The following is a 20,420-nucleotide window of genomic DNA, read 5'->3' on the forward strand; positions in this document are numbered from 1 at the left end:
GACTCCATCAGGGAATGGCACGCAGTGTCGCGTGGCGCTCGGCCTTCGGCAAGTCGGCCAGCCGGCGCACCTCGGCGTAGAAGCGGGCGAAGTCGCCGCCGCTGCGCTCGAACAGCCGCTCGAAGGCCGGCGCGAACTCGGTGTACGCCGCCTGCACGCCCAACGCCGCGTTGTTGGCGCGCGCGAACCAGGCGTCGTAGCCGGCGAAGCCGCCCCACGCGTCGCGCTTCAGGCGTTCGTGGTCGGCGCGCAGGCGCGCGAACAGCTCGGCCTTCGCGGCGCGCTTGGCGTCGTCGGGCCGGTCGCTCGCGTACACCGCCTCGAGCTCGCGGCGCGCCGCCAGCGTCAGCGCGCGGAACTGGCGTCGTCGCGCGTCGAGCGCCGCGTACTCGGCGCGCGCGGCGTCGCCGGCGTGGCGCTCGAGCCAGCGCGCGCCGCCGATGCGCTCGACCGCGGTGGCGAACGACTCGTTGAACGCCGTGTCGTCGTCGACGTAGACGACGTGGTGCGCCAGTTCGTGGAACAGCAGCCGCGCCAGCTCGCCCTCGGGCCAGCCGACGAAGGTCGACAGCAGCGGGTCGCCGCCGAGCCACTCGAGCTTGCCCAGCGTCGAGTACGCCGGCACCGGGTAGACCAGCACCTCCCAGCCCTGCTCGCGCAACTGCCGCGCCATCGCGTCGGCGGCGGCGCGGTCGTAGTAGCCACGGTAGCCGACGCAGCCGACTACCGCGAAGCACCAGGTCTTGAGCTGCAGCGACAGCTCGGGCGCGGCGACGACGTTCCACACCGCGGCCGGGCGCCGCAGGTCGGCGTAGCGGCGGTAGCTGCGCGTGTCGGGCAGCTGCAGTTCGTCGACCGCGAAGCGGCGCAGCCGCTGCGCCAGCGCGAGCCGCTCGCGCAGCGCCGCCGGCGTGGCCTCGTCGGCAACCAGTTCGGCCACCGGGCGCGCGCGCTGCACCAGGTCCAGGTGGCCGCGCACCGACTGCGCGTAGTAGCCGACGCTGCTGCAGCCCGCGCCCAGGCACAGCGCACCCAGCGCCAGCGCCCCGATGAGCAGCGACGACGCGGCCAAGATCGCGGCGATGCGGGCGGCGCGGCGCATCAGGCCGCGGGTTCGGCCTGCACCTCGACCAGGCAGTCGTAGAAGGTCGGCGCGCGGCCGAGGTCGGTCAGCCGCTGGCTCGTCACCTCGTTGACGTTGGTGCCGTCGACGCCGAACTTGCGCCACCAGATGCCCAGCGCGTTGACCACGCCCGGGCGTGCGCGCGTGCTGACCTCGGCGGTGCAGCGGTAGCGGCCGCGGTCGTTGAACACGCACACGCGCATGCCGCCGGCGATGCCGCGCGGCGTCGCGTCGTCGGGGTGGATCTCGAGCCGCGGCTCGCCCTCGACCGAGCGCAGGCTGCGCACGTTGACGAAGGTCGAGTTCAGGAAGTGGCGCGCCGGCGGCGAGATCATCGCCAGCGGGTAGCGCGCCGCGAGCGCGGGCGCCGACTCGGCGCACTCGTGGTTGGGCACGAAGTCGGGCACGCCCAGCCCGGGCGCGTCGGCCCGTGCCCGGCCCGACGGCGTCGGGAAGCCGCCGTCGGCGAACGGCGCGTCGGGCAGCGGCAGCGTGACCCAGCCGCGGCCGCGCAGTTCACGCAGGTCGACGCCGCGAAGCGCCTGGCGCAGCAGCGCCTCGTCGTCGTCGGCGAAGCACGGTTCGTCGAAACCCATGCGCGCCGCCAGCTCGCGGAAGATCTGCGTGTTCGGCTTCGCCTCGCCGAGCGGCGCGATCGCCGGCTCGTTGATCAGCACGTCGGTGTGGCCGTAGCTGGTGTGCACGTCGAGGTGCTCGAGCTGCGTGGTGGCCGGCAGCACGATGTCGGCGTGGTCGACGGTGTCGGTGGCGAAGTGCTCGACCACGACGGTGAACAGGTCGTCGCGCGCGAAGCCGGCGGCGACCTTCGGCGACTCGGGTGCGATCGCCACCGGGTTGCTGTTGTAGACGACCAGCGCCTCGATGCGCGGCCCGAAGCCGCCACCGCCGGGGTGCAGCAGCGCGTCGCCGATGGTCGCCATGTTGACGGCGCGCGGCTGCCTGCCGGCCAGCAGGTCGGGGCGCTGCAGCGCCGCGTCGTCGCGGTGGGGCGCGAACCACCCCGAGCTCGACAGCAGCAGCCCGCCGGCCGCATCGCGCCAGGCGCCGACCAGGCACGGCAGCAGCGCGACCAGCCGCACCGCGTTGCCGCCGCCCGCGACGCGCTGCATGCCGTAGTTCAGGCGGATCGCCGCCGGCTTGGTCGTGCCGTAGTCGCGCGCCAGCTCGCGGATGTCGTCGGCGGGCACGCCGCACACCGCCGCGGCGCGCTCGGCGGGCCACTGCAGCGCGCGTGCTCGCAGCGCGTCGTAGCCGTCGACGTGTCGCGCGACGTAGTCGAGGTCGACCCAGCCGTGCACGATCAGCTCGTGCATCAGCGCCAGCGCCAGCGCGCCGTCGGTGCCGGGCCGCAGCGCGAGGTGGCGGTGGCACTTGTCGGCGGTCTCGGTGCGGCGCGGGTCGATGCACCACAGCCGGGCACCGTCGCGCTTGGCTTGCTGCGCCAGCGACCAGAAGTGCAGGTTCGACGCGACGCTGTTGCTGCCCCAGACGACGATCAGCTTCGAGCGCGCGAAGAAGCGCAGGTGCATGCCGACCTTGCCGCCGTAGGTCGCGGCCAGCGCCTCGCCGCCCGCCGACGAGCAGATCGTGCGCTCGAGCCGGCTCGCGCCGAGGCGGTGCCACAAGCGTGCGGCCATGCTCTCGCCCTGCAGCAGCCCCATCGTGCCGGCGTAGCTGTACGGCACGATGCCCTGCGCGTCGCGCGCGGCGACGGCCATCAGACGGGCGGCGACGGTGTCGAGCGCCTCGTCCCACGAGATGCGCTCGAAGCGACCTTCGCCCTTGCGACCGACGCGACGCAGCGGGTGCAGCAGCCGCTCGGGGTGGTAGGTGCGCTCGGCGTAGCGGCTGACCTTGGTGCACAGCGCGCCGGCGGTGCCCGGGTGCTCGGGGTCGCCGGCGATGCGCACGACGCGACCGCCCTCGACCGTCACCCGCATCGCGCAGGTGTCGGGGCAGTCGTGCGGGCACGCGGCGTGGACGGTGCGGGCGACGGCGTTCATGGCCCGATTGTCGCGCCGCGGCCGGCGTGGGGCCATGCCGCAGCCGGGGTCGATCGCCGCGCCGGCCACGGCTAAGATCGCCGGCCCAGGAGACCGAACGCCATGCAAGTCATCGAATCGATCCTCGCCGACGCCGCGGCGATCACCGCGATCCGCCGCGACATCCACGCCCACCCCGAGCTGTGTTTCGAGGAGCGGCGCACCGCCGACGTGATCGCCCGGGCGCTCACCGACTGGGGCATCCCGATCGAGCGCGGGCTGGGCACCACCGGCGTGGTCGGCATCGTGAAGAACGGCACCTCGTCGCGCGCGGTGGGCCTGCGCGCCGACATCGACGCGCTGCCGATGACCGAGCACAACACCTTCGCGCACGCCAGCAGGCACCCCGGCAAGATGCACGCCTGCGGCCACGACGGCCACACCGCGATGCTGCTGGCCGCGGCGCGCCACCTGGCGCGGCACCGCCAGTTCGACGGCACGGTCTACCTGATCTTCCAGCCCGCCGAGGAGGGCGGCGGCGGCGCGCGCGAGATGATCAAGGACGGGCTGTTCGAGCGCTTCCCGATGGAGGCGGTGTTCGGCATGCACAACTGGCCGGGCATGCGCGCCGGGCAGTTCGGCATCTGCGATGGCCCGGCGATGGCGTCGAGCAACGAGTTCCGCATCACGATCACCGGCAAGGGCGCGCACGCGGCGCTGCCGCACAACGGCATCGACCCGGTGCCGGTGGCGTGCCAGATGGTGCAGGCGTTCCAGACCATCGTCACGCGCAACAAGAAGCCCACGGACGCCGCGGTGGTCTCGGTGACGATGATCCACACCGGCGAGGCCACCAACGTCGTGCCCGACACCTGCGAGATCCAGGGCACGGTGCGCACCTTCACGCTCGAGGTGCTCGACCTGGTCGAGCGGCGCATGAAGGAGATCGCCGAGCACACCTGCGCGGCGTTCGGCGCGCAGTGCGAGTTCCGCTTCCACCGCAACTACCCGCCGACGATCAACCACAAGGCCGAGGCCGACTTCGTGCGAGGCGTGATGCGCGACGTCGTCGGCGCCGAGAACACGCTCGAGTTCGAGCCGACGATGGGCGCCGAGGACTTCAGCTACTTCCTGCTCGAGAAGCCCGGCGCCTACTTCGTCATCGGCAACGGCGACGGCGCGCACCGCGAGGCCTACAGCGACCACGTGCACGGCCTGGGGCCCTGCACGCTGCACAACCCGAACTACGACTTCAACGACGAGCTGATCCCGCTCGGCGCCACGCTGTGGGTGCGCCTGGCCGAGCAGTGGCTGGCCGCGCCGCGCGGCTGAGCGCATGGACGCCGGGCGCTTCTTCGCGCAGACCTACGCCGAGGCGCGTGGCAAGTTCCTCGCCGCGGTCGACGCCGCCGGCGGCGACGTGCACAGCCACGCGCACCCGCTGCTCGGCCGCGACGGCGAGGCCCTGGCGATGGACGTCGCGCGCTTCGGCGCGCACGACGCGCCGGCGCTGCTCATCGTCAGCAGCGCCTGCCACGGTGTCGAGGGCTTCTGCGGCTCGGGCGTGCAGGGCGCGTTGCTGGCCGACCCGGGCGTGCACGCCGCGGCGCGCGACGCCGGCGTCGCGCTGCTGTACATCCACGGCCTGAACCCCTGGGGCTTCTCGTGGTGGCGGCGCACGACGCAGGAGAACGTCGACCTGAACCGCAACTTCCACGACTTCCACGCGCCGCTGCCGGCCAACCAGGCCTACGACCGCCTCGCGCACCTGCTGGTGCCGCCCGCCTGGCCGCCGTCGAGCGAGGTGCAGGCGGGCATCGCCGCGTTCGTCGCCGAGCACGGCGAGCGCGCGCTGCAGGCCGCGGTCTCGAGCGGCCAGTACGACCACCCCGAAGGGCTGTTCTACGGCGGGCGCGCGCCGACCTGGAGCCATGCCACGCTGCGCCACGTGCTGCAGGAACACGCGCGCCGCTGCCGCCGCCTGGGCTGGATCGACCTGCACACCGGCCTGGGCCCCAGCGGTCACGGCGAGCGCATCTTCGCCTGCCGCGACGACGCCGCGGCGCTGGCGCGTGCGCGCGACTGGTGGGGCCCGCAGGTGACCTCGATCTACGACGGCAGCTCGTCGTCGGCGCTGCTGACCGGGCTGATGTGGATGGCCGCGTACGAGGAGTGCCCGCAGGCCGAGTACACCGGCATCGCGCTCGAGTACGGCACGGTGCCGATGGCCGAAGTGATCGACGCGCTGCGCGCCGACCAGTGGCTCGAGAACCACCCCGAGGTCGCCGACGAGGCGACGCGCCGGGCGATCAAGCGGCGCACCCGCGACGCCTTCTACACCGACACCGACGAGTGGAAGCGGCGCATCGTCGAGCAGGGGCTCGACGCGGTGCACGCCGCGGTGCGCGGGCTGCGCGGCTGACCGCGGGTCACTCGCCCAGCGCCATCCCTTCGCGCCGCGGGTCGGCGCCGCCTTCGAGCCGGCAGCGGCGCCACGCGTCGCAGCGGCGCACGACCACCGCCAGGCCGCCGATCTGCGCGTTCAGCCGCACGTCGTGGCCGCGTGCACGCAGCGCGGCAACCAGCGCGTCGGCCGCGCCGCCGTCGCGCAGGTCGATGCGCGGGTGTTCGCCGCCGACGAAGGTCGCCGGGCCGTTGAACGCGCCGAACGAGACGAGCGACGCCGCCTGCTGCGCGTCGAGCCCCCAGTCGAGCACCGCCACCAGCGAACGCAGCGCGTCGCCGATGATCGCCGCCCCGCCGGCGGACCCGGTGGCCATCGCGAAGCCGGCGGGCCGGCCGTCGGCGCCCGGCTCGAGCACCAGCGTCGGCGACATCGAACTGCGCGGCCGCTTGCCGGGTTGCAGGCGGTTGGCCACCGGGCGGCCGCGCTCGTCGAGCGGCTCGGCGGCGAAGTCGGTGAGCTGGTTGTTGAGCAGGAAGCCGGCGCGCGTCATGCGGCCGCTGCCGAACGCCGCCTCGATGCTGCTGGTCAGCACCGCGACGTTGCCGTCGCGGTCGACGATGCTCAGGTGCGTGGTGCCGCCGAGCGGCAGTGCGGTGTCGCTGCCGCGCGACGCGTCGGCGAATTCGCCCGGCGCCGCGGTGCCCAGGCTGCGCCGCGGGTCGACCAGCGTGGCGCGGCGGCGCAGGTAGTCGGGGTCGAGCAGCGCCGACGCGTCGCCGCCGGGCAGCGAGACGAAGTCGGTGTCGGCGACGTAGCGGTTGCGGTCGGCGAAGGCCAGCCGCAGCGCCTCGGTGACCAGGTGCACGCCCTGCGGGTCGGGTGCGCCGCCGTCGTCGGCCGGCGCTGCGGGCGCCAGCGCCGCCAGGTCGAAGGTGCCGAGCACCCCCAGCGCCTGCGCCACCGCGAGCCCGCCCGACGACGGCGGCGGCATGCCGCACACCTGCCAGCGGCGGTACGGCCGGCACAGCGCGTCGCGCCGCACGCTGCGGTAGCCGGCGAGGTCGGCCGGCGTCATGCGCCCGGGCGTCGAGGTGCCTGCGCGGGTGTCGGCCACCGCGTCGACGATCGCGTCGGCGACCGGCCCGCGGTAGAACACCGGCGCACCGCCTTCGGCCAGCGTGCGCAGCGTGTGGGCCAGCGCCGGCTGCACCAGACGCTGCCCGGCCGGGCGCGGGCTCCCGTCGGGCTGCAGGAAGGCGGCGCGCGCCAAGGCGTCGCGCGCCAGCGCGTCGCGCGACGCGGCGATCGAGCGCGCCAGCCGCGGGCTGATCGCGAAGCCGTCGGCGGCCAACGCGATCGCCGGCTCGAACAGCGTCGGCCACGCCCGGCGGCCGTGCGCGCGGTGCGCGGCGTCGAGCAGGTGCACCAGCCCCGGCACGCCGACCGATCGCCCGCTGTCGCGCGCGCTCGGTTGCGGCGGCACGCGCCGCTCGGCGTCGATCCAGCGCAGGTCGTCGGCGCGACTGGCCGCGGGTGCCGTCTCGCGGCCGTCCCAGGCGTCGACGCGGCGGCGGCGCGCGTCCCAGTGCAGCAGGAAGCCGCCGCCGCCGAGCCCCGACGACTGCGGCTCGACGACCCCGAGCACCAGTTGCGCCGCCACCGCGGCGTCGACCGCCGAGCCCCCGTCGCGCAGCACGCGGCAGGCGACGCGGCTGGCGTGCGGGTTCGCCGTCACCGCGATGAAACGCGACGCGCGGCGCAGCGGCTTCGGCGCGTAGCCGCTGGCGCGCTCGGGGGCGAACCCGGCGGCGGTCGCGCCGCGGTCGATCGCCTGCGCCGCTTCCACCGGCGCTTCGCAACCGTCACCGAACGGGGTCGGGGCGGTGGCGCACCCGGCGAGCAGGCCCGCCAGCGCGAGCACGCCGGCGCACCCGAGCCGCCGCGCGCGCGCCGCGGCGGATCGCTCGGCCGGGCCTGTGCGCCTCACCCTCGCCCGCGCGTCGCCGACCAGCGCCGCGCCTCAGACGCCTCGCAGGCGCGCCAGCAGGCCGGCGGTCGACGCGTCGAGCCCGGTCGCGTCGCCGCTGGCCAGCCGCGGCAGCAGGTCGTTGCACAAGGCCTTGCCCAGCTCGACGCCCCACTGGTCGAAGCTGTTGATGCCCCACACGGCGCCGCTCGTGAACACGCGGTGCTCGTACAGCGCGATCAGCGCGCCCAGCGAGCGGGGCGTCAGCGCGTCGAGCAGCAGCGTCGTGCTCGGCCGGTTGCCGGGGAAGCTGCGGTGACGCGCGACGGTGGCGGCGTCGAGCGCCGCCGACGCGGTGGGTGCGCGCTCGGCCATCGCCTGATCGAAGGTGCGGCCGAGCATCAGCGCCTGCGACTGCGCGAGCGCGTTGGCCAGCAGCTTGCGGTGCAGGTCGACGTGGCCGTGCGACGGCGTCCTCACGACGACGAACTCGACCGGCACCACGTCGCTGCCCTGGTGCAGCATCTGGAAGAACGCGTGCTGCGCGTTGGTGCCCGGCTCGCCCCACACCACCGGGCTGGTCGCGTACGGCAGCGCCCGGCCGTCGAGGTCGACCGACTTGCCGTTGCTCTCCATCTCGAGCTGCTGCAGGTACGCCGGCAGGCGCCTGAGGCCCTGGTGGTACGGCGCCACGCAGCGGCTGGCGAAACCGAGGAAGTTCCGGTACCAGACGTCGAGCAGGCCCAGCTGCAGCGGCAGGTTCGCCTCGGGCGGCGCTTCGGCGAAGTGGCGGTCCATCGCGTGCGCACCGGCGAGCAGCTCGCGGAACGCCACGCTGCCGATCGCGATCGCCAGCGGCAGCCCGATCGCGCTCCACAGCGAGTAGCGCCCGCCGACCCAGTCCCAGAAGCCGAACGTGGTGTCGATGCCGAAGCGCGCCGCCGCCTCGACGTTCGTCGTCGTGGCGACGAAGTGGCGCTCCAGGTGCTGGCCGTGCTGCGACAGGAACCAGTCGCGCGCGACCTGCGCGTTGGCCATCGTCTCCTGCGTCGTGAAGGTCTTGCTGGCGATGACGAACAGCGTGTGCTGCGGGTTCAGCGTGCGCAGCACCGGCTCGATGTCGTGGCCGTCGACGTTGCTGACGAAGTGCAAGCGGATGTCCGGGTGCACGAACGCGTCGAGCGCCGGCACCGCCATCTGCGGGCCCAGATCGCTGCCGCCGATGCCGATGTTGACCACGTCGGTGACGCCGCGCTCGGGGTCGCGCACGCCGTCGGCGAACGCGAGCATCGCGTCGAGCACCGCGTGCACCTCGGCGTTGAACGGCGTGGCCGCGCCCGGCGGCGCGCGCAGCGCGGTGTGCAGCACCGCGCGGCCTTCGGTGGTGTTGACCGGCTCGCCGGCGAACATCGCGTCGCGTCGCGCGGCGACGCCCACCTCGCGCGCCAGCTCGATCAGCAGCCGGCGCGTCGCCGGGTCCCAGCGGTTCTTCGACAGGTCGGCGAACACCTCGGGCGCGTCGACGGCGAAGCGCTCGAAGCGCTGCGCATCGCGCGCGAAGGCCTCGCGCAGGTCGAGGTCGCGCCCGTGCGCCTCGCAGTAGCCGGCCAGTGCGGTCCAGGCGGCGGTGCGGTCGCAGCGCGTCATGGCCGGCGCGCCTCGATCATCGCGTCGAGCCGCTCGGCGTCGGCGGCGAACAGGCGGATGCCCTCGGCCAGCTTGTCGCAGGCCATGACGTCGGCGTTCAGCGCCCAGCGCCACGCCGGCTCGTTGTAGGTCACCGCGTGCAGCGGCGCGCGGCGCGCGGCCTCGACGTCGAGCCGGCGCGGCAGCGGCGCGTCGCTGGCGCACAGCTGCGCCAGCAGCTCGGGGCTGATCGTCAGCAGGTCGCAACCCGCCAGCGCGGCGATCTGGCCCGTGTTGCGGAAACTCGCCGCCATGACCCCGGTGGGGATGTCGAAGTGCTTGTAGTAGGTCCAGATCTCGCGCACCGACTTCACGCCGGGGTCGTTGTCGCCGGCGTGAGCCGCCTCGTCCCAGGACGCGCCCGCGGCGGCCTTGTGCCAGTCGTGGATGCGGCCGACGAACGGCGAGATCAGCGTCACGCCGGCGTCGGCGCAGGCCACCGCCTGAGGAAGAGAGAACAGCAGCGTCAGGTTGCAGCGGATGCCCTCGTGTTCGAGCGCCTTGGCCGCCTGGATGCCTTCCCACGTCGCGGCGATCTTCACGAGCACGCGCTCGCGCTCGACGCCGGCGCGTTCGTACAGCGCGACCAGCCGGTGCGCGCGCGCGATCGTCGCCGCGGTGTCGAAGCTCAGCCGCGCGTCGACCTCGGTGCTGACGCGCCCGGGCACGACCTTCAGGATCTCGACGCCGAAGCGCACCAGCACCGCGTCGGCGACCGCCTCGAGCGGCTTGCCGCGGTAGCGCGCGACGACCTCGTCGAGCAGCGGCGCGTAGTCGCTGTGCTGCACGGCCTTGACGATCAGCGAGGGGTTGGTCGTCGCGTCGCGCGGCGCGAACTGCGCGAGCAGCCTGAAGTTGCCGGTGTCGGCGACGACGGTGGTGTACTGCCGGAGCTGGTCGAGCTGGTTCATGGCGGACGGTCGGCGACGTGCCCAGGGCGCATTAGAACCCGAGTGCGGCGCCGGTTGTACGGCGCGCGCCGCGGTGGCACGATGGGCCCCCGGTCGGCGCGCGGCGCGCATCGACCGGGCTCACGAAGACCCGAACCAGGAGACCTGCGATGAGTGCGACCCGGGAGCGTCTGCTCTGGATGTACGAGACGATGATCGCGATCCGCGAGTACGAGGAGACGATGGCCCGCGTCTACCTCGAGGGCAAGCTGCCGCCGGCGATCCAGAAGGGCCTGGCCTTCGACATCGGCAGCGGACCGGTGCCCGGCGAGATGCACCTCGCCGCCGGGCAGGAGCCGGTCGCGGTGGGCGTGTGCGCGCACCTGCGCGACGAGGACACCGTCGTCGGCACGCACCGCCCGCACCACTTCGCGATCGCCAAGGGCGTGCCGCTGAACGCGATGACCGCCGAGATGTTCGGCAAGGACACCGGGCTGGGCCACGGCAAGGGCGGGCACATGCACCTGTTCGACCCGGCGCACAAGTTCAGCTGCAGCGGCATCATCGGCGCGAGCCTGCCGCCGGCGTGCGGCGCCGCGCTGGCGGCGAAGAAGCGCGGCAAGGACTGGGTCGCGGTGGCGTTCTTCGGCGAAGGCGCGTCCAACCAGGGCGCGTTCCACGAGGCGCTGAACCTGGCGGCGCTGTGGCGCCTGCCGGTGCTGTTCGTCTGCGAGGACAACAAGTACGGCATCTCGGTCGAGAAGTCCGAGTCGACCTCGGTGCGCTGGGTGTCCGACCGCGCCGCCGGCTACGGCATGCCGGGCGTGCTGGTCGACCGCAACGACGCGCTCGCCGTCTACGAGGCCGCGGGCGCGGCGATCGCGCGCGCGCGCCGCGGCGAGGGCCCGACGTTGCTCGAGGTGCACACCGACCGCTACATGGGCCACTTCCAGGGCGACGCCGAGGTCTACCGCCCGAAGGGCGAGGTCGACGAACTGCGCCGCCACGACCCGATTCCCGCGCTCGGCGAGCACCTGCGCCGCCAGGGCCTGCTCGACGACGCGGCCGACCAGGCGCTGCGCGCACGCGTGAGCGCGCGCATCGCCGAGGCCTACGCGTTCGCGCGCTCGAGCCCGTATCCGCGGCCCGAGGACGCGCTGCGCCACGTCTTCCACTGACTGCGGCCACCGACAGCCACGAGGAGCACGAGATGAGCGAGACACGCAAGCTGACGATGGCCGCCGCGATCGCCGAGGCCATCGGCCAGGAAATGGAACGCGACCCCGAGGTCTTCGCGATGGGCGAGGACATCGGCAAGTACGGTGGCATCTTCGGTGCCACCGGCGGGCTGCTGGCCAGGTTCGGCCGCGACCGCATCATGGACACGCCGATCTCCGAGACCGGCTTCATCGGCGCGGCGATCGGCGCCGCCGCCGAGGGCATGCGCCCGATCGCCGAACTGATGTTCGTCGACTTCTTCGGCGTGTGCATGGACATGATCTACAACCACCTGGCGAAGAACACCTACATGTCCGGCGGCAACGTCAGGCTGCCGGTGGTGCTGATGACGGCCACCGGCGGCGGCTACAACGACGCCGCGCAGCACTCGCAGTGCCTGTGGGGCACCTTCGCGCACGTGCCGGGGCTGAAGGTCGTCGTGCCGTCGAACGCCTACGACGCCAAGGGGCTGATGACGCAGGCCATCCGCGACGACAACCCGGTGCTGTTCATGTACCACAAGGGCATCATGGGTCTGCCGTGGATGGCGTACTTCGAAGGCAGCACCACCGAGGTCCCCGAGGCCAGCTACGCGCTGCCGTTCGGCCAGGCGAAGGTGGTGCGCGAAGGCGCCGACCTGAGCATCGTCGCGCTCAGCCAGATGGTGCACAAGGCGCAGATCGCCGCCGAGCGGCTGGCCGCCCAGGGCGTCAGCGCCGAGGTGATCGACCTGCGCACGCTGGTGCCGCTGGACCGCGCCGCGGTGCTCGCGTCGGTGCGCAAGACCGGCCGGCTGCTGGTCGTCGACGAGGACTACCTGAGCTTCGGGCTGACCGGCGAGATCGCCGCGCTGGTCGCCGAGCACCTCGACAGCGTCGCGCTGAAGGCGCCGGTGAAGCGCCTGGCGGTGCCCGACGTGCCGATCCCGTACAGCCGCCCGCTCGAGCAGTTCGTGATCCCGCAGGTCGACGCGATCGTCGCCGCGGCGACGCAGCTGATGGCGGCGCGCCGTCCGCAGGGGGTCGCGGCATGACCGACGTCTTGCTCGACGCCGCGGCGTGGAAGGACGTCGAAGCCGGCACCGAGGCGCTGCTCGACCAGTGGCTGGTGCGCGAAGGCGACGCGGTGCGCGCCGGCCAGCCGCTGGCACGCGTGGTGCTGGTCAAGGCCACGCTCGACGTGGTGGCGCCGGTCGACGGGCGCGTCGCGGCGATCCTCGTCGAGGCCTCGCAGACCTTCGGCGCCGGGCGGGCGCTGGCGCGCATCGAGCCTTCCGGGTGAGCGGCGGCGACGCCGCACAGGCGGCGTCGGACGCCGCCGCGGAGCAGCGCTGGAACGACGCGGCGCTCGCGCAGCCGGTGGCCGCGCCGGCATGGCGGCTGTGGACCTACGCGCAGCCGGCGGTGGTGCTCGGGCGCTCGCAGCGCGCCTGGGCCGCCGACGCCACGGCGGCGTCCCCGCTCGAGGTCGTCGTGCGCGCGGCCGGTGGCGGCGCGGTGCTGGTCGGGCCGTGGATGATCGGGCTGTCGGCGCTGCTGCCGGCGGCGCACCCGCTGGCCGGCAGCGCGCCGGTGGCGAGCTACCGCTGGCTCGGCGAGGTCATCGCCGATGCGCTGCACGAGGTCGGCGTCGGCGACGCGAAGGCGCTGTCGCCCGAAGCGGTACGCGAGCGGCAGCCCCCGGGCGCGCCGCCCGACTGGGCCTGCTTCGGCGGCCTGTCGCCGTGGGAGGTGGTCGCCGGCGGCGGGCGCAAGCTCGCCGGGTTGGCGCAGGTGCGACGGCGCGCGGGCGTGCTGCTGGTCGCCGGCGTGCTGCTCGACGCACCGCCGTGGCCGCTGCTGTGCCGGGCGCTGCGTCGCGACGACGCCGACGCCGAGCGGTTGCGCTGCACCACCGTCGGCGCCGCGGCGCTGGCCGGCGCGAGCGCCGACGCGCTGCGCGACCGACTGCGTGATGCGCTGGCGCCGCGGCTGGCGCGCACGCTCGGCGGCGACGGGGTCAGCGGACCGCCGGCCCCGGCGGACTGAACAGCAGTCCCTCGCGCGCCGCGTGCGCGAGCGTCGCATCGACCGCGATCGTGCGCGGTCCGTCGAGCTCGAGCGCCACGCGCAGCGGGCAATGCGCATCGAGCTCGATCTCGCGCTCGCCGTCGATCGCCAGCGTGCCGGCGATGGCCGCCAGCGCGTGCGGCGCGCCGGGCAGCAGCCGACGCACCGCCGCGACGGCCACCGGCTGCACGACGCCGGGCAGCAGCGGAGCGAGCAGCGGACGACCGCCGCCGCCCAGGCGCAGGTGCAGCCCCCAGGGGTCGTCGCGCGACACCGGGTGACTCAGCCCGGCGAGCGACGCCAGCCCGATCGTGCCCGGCTCGGCGAACGCGACCCACAGGTCCGTCAGGTCGTCGCCGTCGCTCACCGCGCGCGCGCCGGTGCCGGTCTGGCGCGTCAGCGCGACGTCGACGAGCGCGATCTCGTCGACGCCGGCGCCGCTCACGCGCAGGCGCTTGTGGCGGCGCGTGCCGATCTCGGCGCGCACGCGCCCGGTGGCCACCAGCGCGGTGGCCAGCCCGACCAGCGTCGCCTCGCGCCACTCGGGGAAGGCGTTGTTCGTGCCGGTCGACAGCGTCGCCAGCGGCACCTCGCCGCAGCGCGCGGCCACCGCGCGGTGCGTGCCGTCGCCGCCGAGCACCGCGATCGCGCGCACGCCGCGGGCGACCATCGCCGCCGCGGCGGCGGCGCTGTCTTCGGCGCGGTCGCGCAGCCGCAGGTCGAGCAGCCGCACCGCGGGCATCGGCTGGCCGCGCTGCGCGCGCGCCAGCGCCGCGGCGTCGCGCACGCGTGCGCCGATGCCGGCCGAATCCGGCAGCATCCAGGCCTCGTCGACGCCGAGCGAGCCCAGGGCGCCGAGCAGGCGCAGCACCACGTTGGCCTTCTCGGCGCTCGGGAACACCGAAGCCCAGCCGAGCACGCGCCGCAGGTCGCGGCCCGATGCCGGGTTGGCAATGACACCGACGCACAGGCGGGTTTCGGCCATGGGTGCACCGATCGTAGCCCCGACGGCGGTGTGCGCCGTCCGCCGAGGGCCACGGCGCGCGGGAGACTACACCGTGCGACCGCCGCGCGCCGCGGCGTCCACCGGCGCTGCGGGTGCGGCGTCGGCACCGCCGGCGAGCAGCTCGTCGGCGCCGTACAGGCCGGCCAGTTCGAGCAGCGGCGCCGGCAGCGCGTCGATGCGCAGCGGCCGCCCGACCTGCTGAGCCAGGCGCCGGCACTCGAGCAGCACCGCGATCGCCGAGGTGTCGAACTGGCGCAGCGCCGACGCGTCGACGCGCAGCCCGGCCTTGCCGCCGTCGGCGATCGCCGCGGCGAGCGACTTCAGCGTCGCGGTCGCCTCGCGGTGCGTCAGCGTGGCCGGCAGGCTCAGGTCCATCGGGCTCAGCTCTTCGCCGCCGCGGCCTTGTTGCGCTCGGCCAGGCGAGCGATCAGCCCGTCGATGCCGACCTGCGCAATCTCCTGGTTGAAGCTGGTGCGGTACTGCTGCACCAGCCACACGCCGAGCACGTTGACGTCGTAGATGCGCCAGGTGTCGCCCGCCTTCTCGAGCCGGTAGTCGAGCTGGATCGGGTCGCCGCGGCCGCGCACCTCGGTCTGCACGACCACGTCGGTGTCGGTCGGCGCGGCGCGGAACGGCTTCAGCGCCACCGACTGGTCCTTCACCTCGGCGAGCGCGCCGGCGTAGGTGCGCACCAGCAGCGACTTGAACTCGGCCTGCAGCCGCTCGCGCTGCTCGGGCGTCGCGCTGCGCCAGTGCCGCCCGACCGCCGACGCGGTCATCTTCTGGAAGTTCACGTGCGGCATGACCTTGGTGTCGACCAGCGCGTTGATGCGGCCGATGTCGCCGGACTGGATCGCCGCGTCGGCCTTGACGCTGGCGATCACGTCCTCCGAGAGCTGGCGGATCAGCGCGTCGGCGCCGGCGGCGTGCGCCGCGCCGAGCAGCATCGCCCAGGCCAGCGCGATCGAGCTCAGGAACTTGGTCATCGGGTCGTCCTTCCCATCGTTGGCAGTGCCGTTGGACCGGGCGCGCGCCGGCGCGTTCACTTCGACGCCGGCGGCGGGGCGGGTGCGGCTGCGTCGTCCTCGTAATCTTCGTAATCGAATTCTTCGCCGTCGGCCGGCACGCGGCCGTCGAGCACCAGGCTGCGCCGGCGCTGCAGGTACGCGTCGCGCATGAACTGGTAGCGGTCGAGCGCGATGTCGTCCATCACGCGCCCGGCGTCGAGCAGCGTGCTGCGCCGGTGCACCACGTCGAGCACGGTCAGCCCGGCGCGGTCGGCGGTGTGCTCGAACGCCAGCGCGGCCGACGCGCGCAGGTCCAGCGGCAGCGCCGCGGTCTCGCGCACCGACGACGGCCCGAGGAACGGCAGCACCAGGTACGGGCCCGCCGGCACGCCCCAGCGCCCCAGCGTCTGGCCGAAGTCCTCGCTGCGCCGGTCCAGCCGCGCCTCGGTGGCGATGTCGAGCACGCCGCCGAGGCCGAACACGGTGTTGGTCGCCACGCGCATGCCCATGTGCAGCGCGTCGCCGGGCTTGCCCTGCAGCAGGTGGTTGACGCTCGACCAGGCGTCGGCGACGTTGCCGAAGAAGTTGCCGACCCAGGTGCGCAGCAGCTGCGGCACGGCGTCGCGGTACACGGTGGCCACCGGCTTGACCACCGCGCGGTCGACCGCGTCGTTGAACGCGTACACGCTGCGGTTGAAGCGCTCCCAAGGGTCCTGCGGCGACGGCGGGAGCGGCCGGCCGTCGGCGCCGGCGGGCACGCTGGCGCAGCCGCCGAGCGCCAGCGCCAGCGCGACGGCCGCCGTCGCCGCGCTTCGCCGACCGGCCGACGGGCGCGTGTTCACGGCTTGCCGCCGCCGTCGGCGCCGGACTCGGCGGCGCGGTTGAACAGCACCTGGCCGATCAGGTTCTCGAGCACCACCGCCCCCTGCGTCTGCACGATGCGCTCGCCGGCGCGCAGGTCCTGGTCGTCGCCGCCGGGCTCGATGCCGATGTACTGGTCGCCGAGCAGCCCGGACGTCAGGATCTTCGCCGACGAGTCGCGCGGGAACTTGTAGCGGCTGTCGATGGCCATCGTCACGACACCCTCGTAGGTCTGCGGGTCGAGCGCGATGCCGGTGATGCGCCCGACGGTGACGCCGGCGCTGCGCACCGGCGCACGCGGCTTGAGCCCGCCGATGTTGTCGAAGCGCGCCTGCACGCTGTAGCTGTCGTCGCGGCCGACGAACTGCACCAGGTTCGCCGCCTGCAGCGACAGGAACGCCAGCCCCACCAGCCCCAGCAGCACGAAGCCGCCGACCATCGTCTCGATACCCTTCCTGCCCATCGTCATCGCCTTCCGTTGCGTCTCACGGCGTCGAGAACATCATCGCCGTGAGGATGAAGTCCATGCCCAGCACCGCCAGCGACGAGACCACCACCGTGCGCGTCGTCGCGTAGGCCACGCCTTCGGGCGTGGCTTCGGTCTCGTGGCCCTGGTACAGCGCCACCGCGGTGCAGATGATGCCGAACACGAAGCTCTTCACGACGCCGTTGCCGACGTCGCGCCAGACGTCGACGCTGTTCTGCATGATCGACCAGAAGTTGCCGCCGTCGACGCCGATCAGCCCGACCGCGACCAGCCATGCGCCGAGGATGCCGATCGCCGAGAACAGGATCGCCAGCACCGGCATCGAGATCACGCCGGCCAGGAAACGCGGCGCCAGCACGCGCTCGCGCGGGTCGATGGCCATCATCTCCATCGCGGCGAGCTGCTCGCCGGCCTTCATCAGGCCGATCTCCGCGGTCAGCGACGTGCCGGCGCGGCCGGCGAACAGCAGCGCGGTGACCACCGGGCCGAGCTCGCGCACCAGCGACAGGTTGACGATCAGCCCGAGCGACTCGGTCGCGCCGTAGGTGACCAGCGCGTAGTACATCTGCAGCGCCAGCACGAAGCCCACCGCGAGCCCGGACGCGAGGATGATCACCAGCGACAGATTGCCGATCGCGTGGACCTGCACGACGACCAGCCAGAAGCGGCGCAGCGACGCCGGCAGCGCGCGCAGCAGGTCGACGAAGAAGAACGCCGCGTGGCCGAAGGTGCGCAGCACGTGCAGCGTGCGCGCGCCCAGCGCCTGCAGCAGGTCGCCCAGCGTCGTCAAGGTCAGGCTCCCAGGCCGAGGTCGGCGGCCAGCGGCGGCGCCGGGTAGTGGAATCTGACCGGGCCGTCGGGCTCGCCGCGCACGAACTGGCGCACCTCGGGGTCGGTCGAGTCCATCAGCTGCTTCGGCGTGCCCTGCGCGACGATGCGCCCGCCGGGCGCGGCCATCAGGACCACGTGGTCGCTGATCGCCAAGCACTCGGACACGTCGTGCGAGACGACCAGCGAGGTCGCGCCGGTGGTGTCGTTGAGCTTGCGGATCAGGTTGGCCGCCACGCCCATCGAGATCAGGTCGAGGCCGGCGAACGGCTCGTCGTACATGATCAGCTCGGGGTCGAGCGCGATCGCGCGCGCCAGCGCGATGCGCCGCGCCATGCCGCCCGAGACCTCGGAGATGCGCAGGCCGGCGGCGCCGCGCAGCCCCACCGCGTTGAGCTTCATCAGCACGATGTCGCGCACCAGCGCGTCGGGCAGGTCGGTGTGCTCGCGCAGCGGGAACGCGACGTTGTCGAACACCGTCAGGTCGGTGAACAGCGCGCCGAACTGGAACAGCATGCCCAGCCGGCGGCGCAGCGCGCGCAGCTGCCCGCGGTCGCGCGCGTCGACGACCTCGCCGTCGAACACCACGCGACCGCGGTTGACGCCGTGGATGCCGCCGATCAGACGCAGCAGCGTGGTCTTGCCGCAGCCCGAGCCGCCGAGGATCGCGGTGACCTTGCCGCGCGGGAAGCGCAGCGTGACGTCGTTCAGGATCAGACGGCTGGCGTCGTAGCCGAACGACACATGGTCGATCTCGATGAGGGTGTCGGATTTCAAGCGCTGGGTGGGCGCCGGGCGCCGCCGCGTTGTTCTTGTGCATGCCAAGGTCCGCCGTGCGCGGACCGTGGACGCAAGGGATTCTCGCACGCGCCCCGAATCCCCGCGGGTTTCCCCGGGGGATCGGCGGCGCGGCGACGGCGGTGCCGTGCGGCTGCGGCGGCGCTCAGCGCGGCAGGTCGCTGTGGCCCATCAGGAATTCGTCGACGGCGCGCGCTGCCTGACGGCCCTCGCGGATCGCCCACACGACCAGGCTTTGCCCGCGCCGCATGTCGCCGGCGGCGAACACCTTCGGCACGCTCGTCGCGTAGCCTCCGGCGAAGTCAGTGCTCGCCTTCGCGTTGCCGCGGGCGTCCTTCTCGACGCCGAAGGCGTCGAGCACCGAGCCCACCGGGCCGACGAAACCCATCGCCAGCAGCACCAGGTCGGCCTTCCATTCCTTCTCGGTGCCGGGCACCTCGACCATCTTGCCGCCCTGCCACTGCACGTGCACGGTCTTCAGGCCGACGACGCGGCCCTTGTCCTTGCCGGTGCCGGCGACGAAGGCCTTGGTCGCGATCGCGAACTCGCGCTGGCAGCCCTCCTCGTGGCTCGACGAGGTGCGCAGCTTGTACGGCCAGTACGGCCAGGTCAGCGGCTTGTCCTCGTGCTCGGGGGGCGTCGGCATCAGTTCGAACTGCGTCACGCTGGCCGCGCCGTGACGGTTGCTGGTGCCAACGCAGTCGCTGCCGGTGTCGCCGCCGCCGATCACGATCACGTGCTTGCCGTCGGCGCGGATCTGGCCCTTGACCCTGTCGCCGGCGACGACCTTGTTCTGCTGCGGCAGGAACTCCATCGCGAAGTGCACGCCGTCGAGCTCGCGCCCGGGCACCGGCAGGTCGCGGCTGAGCTCGGCGCCGCCGGCGAGCAGCACGGCGTCGAACTCGGCTTGCAACTGCGCGGGGCTCACCGTCTCCTTCGCCCAGTTCGTGACCTTACTGCCGTCGGGCAGCGCGCCGACGACGACGCCGGTGCGGAAGTTCACGCCCTCGGCGCGCATCTGCTCGACGCGGCGGTCGATGTGCGACTTCTCCATCTTGAAGTCGGGGATGCCGTAGCGCAGCAGGCCCCCGGCGCGGTCGTTCTTCTCGAACACGGTCACGTCGTGCCCGGCGCGCGCGAGCTGCTGCGCCGCCGCCAGCCCCGCAGGCCCCGAGCCGACGACCGCCACCTTGCGGCCCGTCCTCGCCTTCGGCGGCTGCGGCGCGACCCAGCCCTCGGCCCACGCGCGGTCGATGATCGCGTGCTCGATGCTCTTGATGCCCACCGGGTCGTCGTTGACGTTGAGTGTGCACGCCGCTTCGCAGGGCGCCGGGCACACGCGGCCGGTGAACTCGGGGAAGTTGTTCGTCGAGTGCAGCACGTCGGCGGCTCGCTGCCAGTCGCCGCGGTAGACCAGGTCGTTGAAGTCGGGGATGACGTTGTTGACCGGGCAGCCGTGGTTGCAGAACGGCGTGCCGCAGTCCATGCAGCGCGCCGCCTGCACCTTCGCGTCGGGCTCGGCCAGCCCGATGACGAACTCCTTCCACGTCTTCAGCCGCTGCGGCACCGGCTCGTAACCTTCCTCGAGCCGCTCGTATTCCAGGAATCCCGTGATCTTGCCCATCGTCGTTCTCCTGTCGCGGCGTCACTTCGCCGGCACGGGCCGGGCTTCGGTGCCGCGCGCCCTGGCGATCGTCGCGCCGGCTTCGTCGCGCGCGGCGAGTTCGGTGAGCGCGCGCTTGTACTCGTGCGGGAACACCTTGACGAACTTCGCGCGCGACGCGGCCCAGTGGTCGAGGATCTCGCGCGCGCGCAGCGAGCCGGTCCATCGGTGGTGGTCCTCGACGAGCTTGCGCAGCTGCACCTCGTCGGCCTGGCCGCGGTGCAGCGCACCGCCGGCGGCGAGCTGCTCCTCGGCCGTGACGACGCGCTCGAGCGCGACCATCGCGGTGTTGCAGCGCTTCGCGAACTGGCCGTCCTCGTCGTAGACGTAGGCGACGCCGCCGGACATGCCGGCCGCGAAGTTGCGCCCGGTCCTGCCCAGCACCGCCACCGTGCCGCCGGTCATGTACTCGCAGCCGTGGTCGCCGGT

Annotated in this window: 20 protein-coding genes; 6 read left to right on the plus strand and 14 right to left on the minus strand. The window is 73.6% G+C overall.

From position 1 onward, the window contains the following. Positions 1–7: 7 nt before the first annotated feature. Together PKC53_RS09275 and PKC53_RS09280 are read right to left on the minus strand one after the other, a co-directional pair. Positions 8–1,102, minus strand: a complete 1,095-nt coding sequence (locus PKC53_RS09275) for an aminopeptidase (RefSeq protein WP_324428191.1) — start codon at positions 1,100–1,102, stop codon at positions 8–10. Then, complete coding sequence (locus PKC53_RS09280; RefSeq protein WP_324428192.1) at positions 1,102–3,147, minus strand: molybdopterin oxidoreductase family protein; 2,046 nt, start codon at positions 3,145–3,147, stop codon at positions 1,102–1,104. The genes PKC53_RS09275 and PKC53_RS09280 overlap by 1 nt, the downstream gene beginning before the upstream one ends. 102 nt (positions 3,148–3,249) lie before the next feature. Between PKC53_RS09280 and PKC53_RS09285 the strand changes: the two genes are divergently transcribed. Both PKC53_RS09285 and PKC53_RS09290 read left to right on the plus strand, forming a co-directional pair. Continuing rightward, on the plus strand, positions 3,250–4,458 hold the full coding sequence (locus PKC53_RS09285) for a M20 aminoacylase family protein (protein WP_324428193.1): 1,209 nt from the start codon (positions 3,250–3,252) through the stop codon (positions 4,456–4,458). Positions 4,459–4,462: 4 nt separating this feature from the next. Further along, the gene (locus tag PKC53_RS09290; protein WP_324428194.1) at positions 4,463–5,548 is read left to right on the plus strand and encodes a M14 family metallopeptidase; all 1,086 of its coding nucleotides are present in this window, start codon (positions 4,463–4,465) and stop codon (positions 5,546–5,548) included. A gap of 7 nt (positions 5,549–5,555) precedes the next feature. Here the strand turns inward: PKC53_RS09290 and PKC53_RS09295 are convergent, their stop codons facing one another. The 3 genes from PKC53_RS09295 to tal form a co-directional block, all read right to left on the minus strand. Continuing rightward, positions 5,556–7,379, minus strand: coding sequence for a gamma-glutamyltransferase family protein (locus PKC53_RS09295; RefSeq protein ID WP_324428195.1), 1,824 nt, complete (start codon positions 7,377–7,379; stop codon positions 5,556–5,558). A 174-nt stretch (positions 7,380–7,553) separates the two neighbouring features. Beyond that, positions 7,554–9,146: a glucose-6-phosphate isomerase gene (gene pgi / locus PKC53_RS09300; RefSeq protein ID WP_324428196.1), complete on the minus strand. Its 1,593-nt coding sequence runs from the start codon at positions 9,144–9,146 to the stop codon at positions 7,554–7,556. Continuing rightward, positions 9,143–10,096 (minus strand): transaldolase, encoded by a 954-nt coding sequence (tal, locus tag PKC53_RS09305; RefSeq protein ID WP_324428197.1) that lies wholly within the window; start codon positions 10,094–10,096, stop codon positions 9,143–9,145. The genes pgi and tal overlap by 4 nt, the downstream gene beginning before the upstream one ends. A 149-nt stretch (positions 10,097–10,245) precedes the next feature. Here tal and PKC53_RS09310 point away from each other — a divergent pair, with 149 nt between their 5' ends. Genes PKC53_RS09310 through PKC53_RS09325 form a run of 4 tightly spaced genes read left to right on the plus strand, consistent with a single transcriptional unit; the run spans position 10,246 to position 13,320 of the window. After that, entirely contained in the window at positions 10,246–11,253 is a 1,008-nt protein-coding gene (locus tag PKC53_RS09310) for a thiamine pyrophosphate-dependent dehydrogenase E1 component subunit alpha (protein ID WP_324428198.1), read from the plus strand. 32 nt (positions 11,254–11,285) lie between these two features. Then, positions 11,286–12,326 carry an alpha-ketoacid dehydrogenase subunit beta gene (locus PKC53_RS09315; RefSeq protein ID WP_324428199.1) on the plus strand — a complete coding sequence of 347 codons (1,041 nt, stop codon included), beginning with the start codon at positions 11,286–11,288 and terminating at the stop codon, positions 12,324–12,326. Continuing rightward, positions 12,323–12,574 carry a lipoyl domain-containing protein gene (locus PKC53_RS09320; RefSeq protein ID WP_324428200.1) on the plus strand — a complete coding sequence of 84 codons (252 nt, stop codon included), beginning with the start codon at positions 12,323–12,325 and terminating at the stop codon, positions 12,572–12,574. The genes PKC53_RS09315 and PKC53_RS09320 overlap by 4 nt, the downstream gene beginning before the upstream one ends. Then, positions 12,571–13,320, plus strand: coding sequence for a ligase (locus PKC53_RS09325; RefSeq protein WP_324428201.1), 750 nt, complete (start codon positions 12,571–12,573; stop codon positions 13,318–13,320). The genes PKC53_RS09320 and PKC53_RS09325 overlap by 4 nt, the downstream gene beginning before the upstream one ends. Here PKC53_RS09325 and PKC53_RS09330 read toward each other — a convergent pair. The 9 genes from PKC53_RS09330 to PKC53_RS09370 all read right to left on the minus strand — a co-directional run. Next, positions 13,292–14,326: an NAD(+)/NADH kinase gene (locus PKC53_RS09330; protein ID WP_324428202.1), complete on the minus strand. Its 1,035-nt coding sequence runs from the start codon at positions 14,324–14,326 to the stop codon at positions 13,292–13,294. The two genes, PKC53_RS09325 and PKC53_RS09330, sit on opposite strands and share 29 nt — an antisense overlap. A gap of 66 nt (positions 14,327–14,392) precedes the next feature. Further along, positions 14,393–14,722, minus strand: coding sequence for an STAS domain-containing protein (locus tag PKC53_RS09335; RefSeq protein WP_324428203.1), 330 nt, complete (start codon positions 14,720–14,722; stop codon positions 14,393–14,395). 5 nt (positions 14,723–14,727) lie between these two features. Beyond that, positions 14,728–15,333, minus strand: a complete 606-nt coding sequence (locus PKC53_RS09340; RefSeq protein ID WP_324428204.1) for an ABC transporter substrate-binding protein — start codon at positions 15,331–15,333, stop codon at positions 14,728–14,730. Between the two features lie 56 nt (positions 15,334–15,389). Continuing rightward, positions 15,390–16,196, minus strand: coding sequence for a VacJ family lipoprotein (locus tag PKC53_RS09345; protein ID WP_324428205.1), 807 nt, complete (start codon positions 16,194–16,196; stop codon positions 15,390–15,392). Beyond that, positions 16,193–16,684 carry an outer membrane lipid asymmetry maintenance protein MlaD gene (mlaD, locus tag PKC53_RS09350; protein WP_324428206.1) on the minus strand — a complete coding sequence of 164 codons (492 nt, stop codon included), beginning with the start codon at positions 16,682–16,684 and terminating at the stop codon, positions 16,193–16,195. Before mlaD ends, PKC53_RS09345 begins: the two co-directional genes overlap by 4 nt. Positions 16,685–16,700: 16 nt before the next feature. Further along, a complete protein-coding gene (gene mlaE / locus PKC53_RS09355; protein ID WP_324428211.1) occupies positions 16,701–17,483 on the minus strand; it encodes a lipid asymmetry maintenance ABC transporter permease subunit MlaE in 783 nt (260 codons plus the stop codon). Between the two features lie 11 nt (positions 17,484–17,494). Further along, complete coding sequence (locus PKC53_RS09360) at positions 17,495–18,307, minus strand: ATP-binding cassette domain-containing protein (protein WP_324428207.1); 813 nt, start codon at positions 18,305–18,307, stop codon at positions 17,495–17,497. A 166-nt stretch (positions 18,308–18,473) separates the two neighbouring features. Next, complete coding sequence (locus tag PKC53_RS09365) at positions 18,474–19,952, minus strand: glutamate synthase subunit beta (RefSeq protein WP_324428208.1); 1,479 nt, start codon at positions 19,950–19,952, stop codon at positions 18,474–18,476. A gap of 21 nt (positions 19,953–19,973) precedes the next feature. Further along, a partial coding sequence (locus tag PKC53_RS09370) for a hypothetical protein (protein WP_324428209.1) occupies positions 19,974–20,420 on the minus strand: 447 nt, incomplete at its 5' end.

The organism is Azohydromonas sp. (genome assembly GCF_035325925.1).
In the GTDB taxonomy this organism is placed as follows: Bacteria; Pseudomonadota; Gammaproteobacteria; order Burkholderiales; family Burkholderiaceae_C; genus Calidifontimicrobium.

Excerpts from the sequence above, each read along its gene's own strand:
- pgi (WP_324428196.1), bottom strand. The coding sequence starts at position 9,146 with ATGACGCGCTGCGACCGCACCGCCGCCTGGACCGCACTGGCCGGCTAC.
- PKC53_RS09290 (WP_324428194.1), top strand. The coding sequence starts at position 4,463 with ATGGACGCCGGGCGCTTCTTCGCGCAGACCTACGCCGAGGCGCGTGGC.
- PKC53_RS09310 (WP_324428198.1), top strand. The coding sequence starts at position 10,246 with ATGAGTGCGACCCGGGAGCGTCTGCTCTGGATGTACGAGACGATGATC.
- mlaD (WP_324428206.1), bottom strand. The coding sequence starts at position 16,684 with ATGACGATGGGCAGGAAGGGTATCGAGACGATGGTCGGCGGCTTCGTG.
- PKC53_RS09320 (WP_324428200.1), top strand. The coding sequence starts at position 12,323 with ATGACCGACGTCTTGCTCGACGCCGCGGCGTGGAAGGACGTCGAAGCC.
- PKC53_RS09365 (WP_324428208.1), bottom strand. The coding sequence starts at position 19,952 with ATGGGCAAGATCACGGGATTCCTGGAATACGAGCGGCTCGAGGAAGGT.
- PKC53_RS09330 (WP_324428202.1), bottom strand. The coding sequence starts at position 14,326 with ATGGCCGAAACCCGCCTGTGCGTCGGTGTCATTGCCAACCCGGCATCG.
- PKC53_RS09340 (WP_324428204.1), bottom strand. The coding sequence starts at position 15,333 with ATGACCAAGTTCCTGAGCTCGATCGCGCTGGCCTGGGCGATGCTGCTC.
- PKC53_RS09280 (WP_324428192.1), bottom strand. The coding sequence starts at position 3,147 with ATGAACGCCGTCGCCCGCACCGTCCACGCCGCGTGCCCGCACGACTGC.
- tal (WP_324428197.1), bottom strand. The coding sequence starts at position 10,096 with ATGAACCAGCTCGACCAGCTCCGGCAGTACACCACCGTCGTCGCCGAC.
- PKC53_RS09275 (WP_324428191.1), bottom strand. The coding sequence starts at position 1,102 with ATGCGCCGCGCCGCCCGCATCGCCGCGATCTTGGCCGCGTCGTCGCTG.
- PKC53_RS09335 (WP_324428203.1), bottom strand. The coding sequence starts at position 14,722 with ATGGACCTGAGCCTGCCGGCCACGCTGACGCACCGCGAGGCGACCGCG.
- PKC53_RS09315 (WP_324428199.1), top strand. The coding sequence starts at position 11,286 with ATGAGCGAGACACGCAAGCTGACGATGGCCGCCGCGATCGCCGAGGCC.
- PKC53_RS09285 (WP_324428193.1), top strand. The coding sequence starts at position 3,250 with ATGCAAGTCATCGAATCGATCCTCGCCGACGCCGCGGCGATCACCGCG.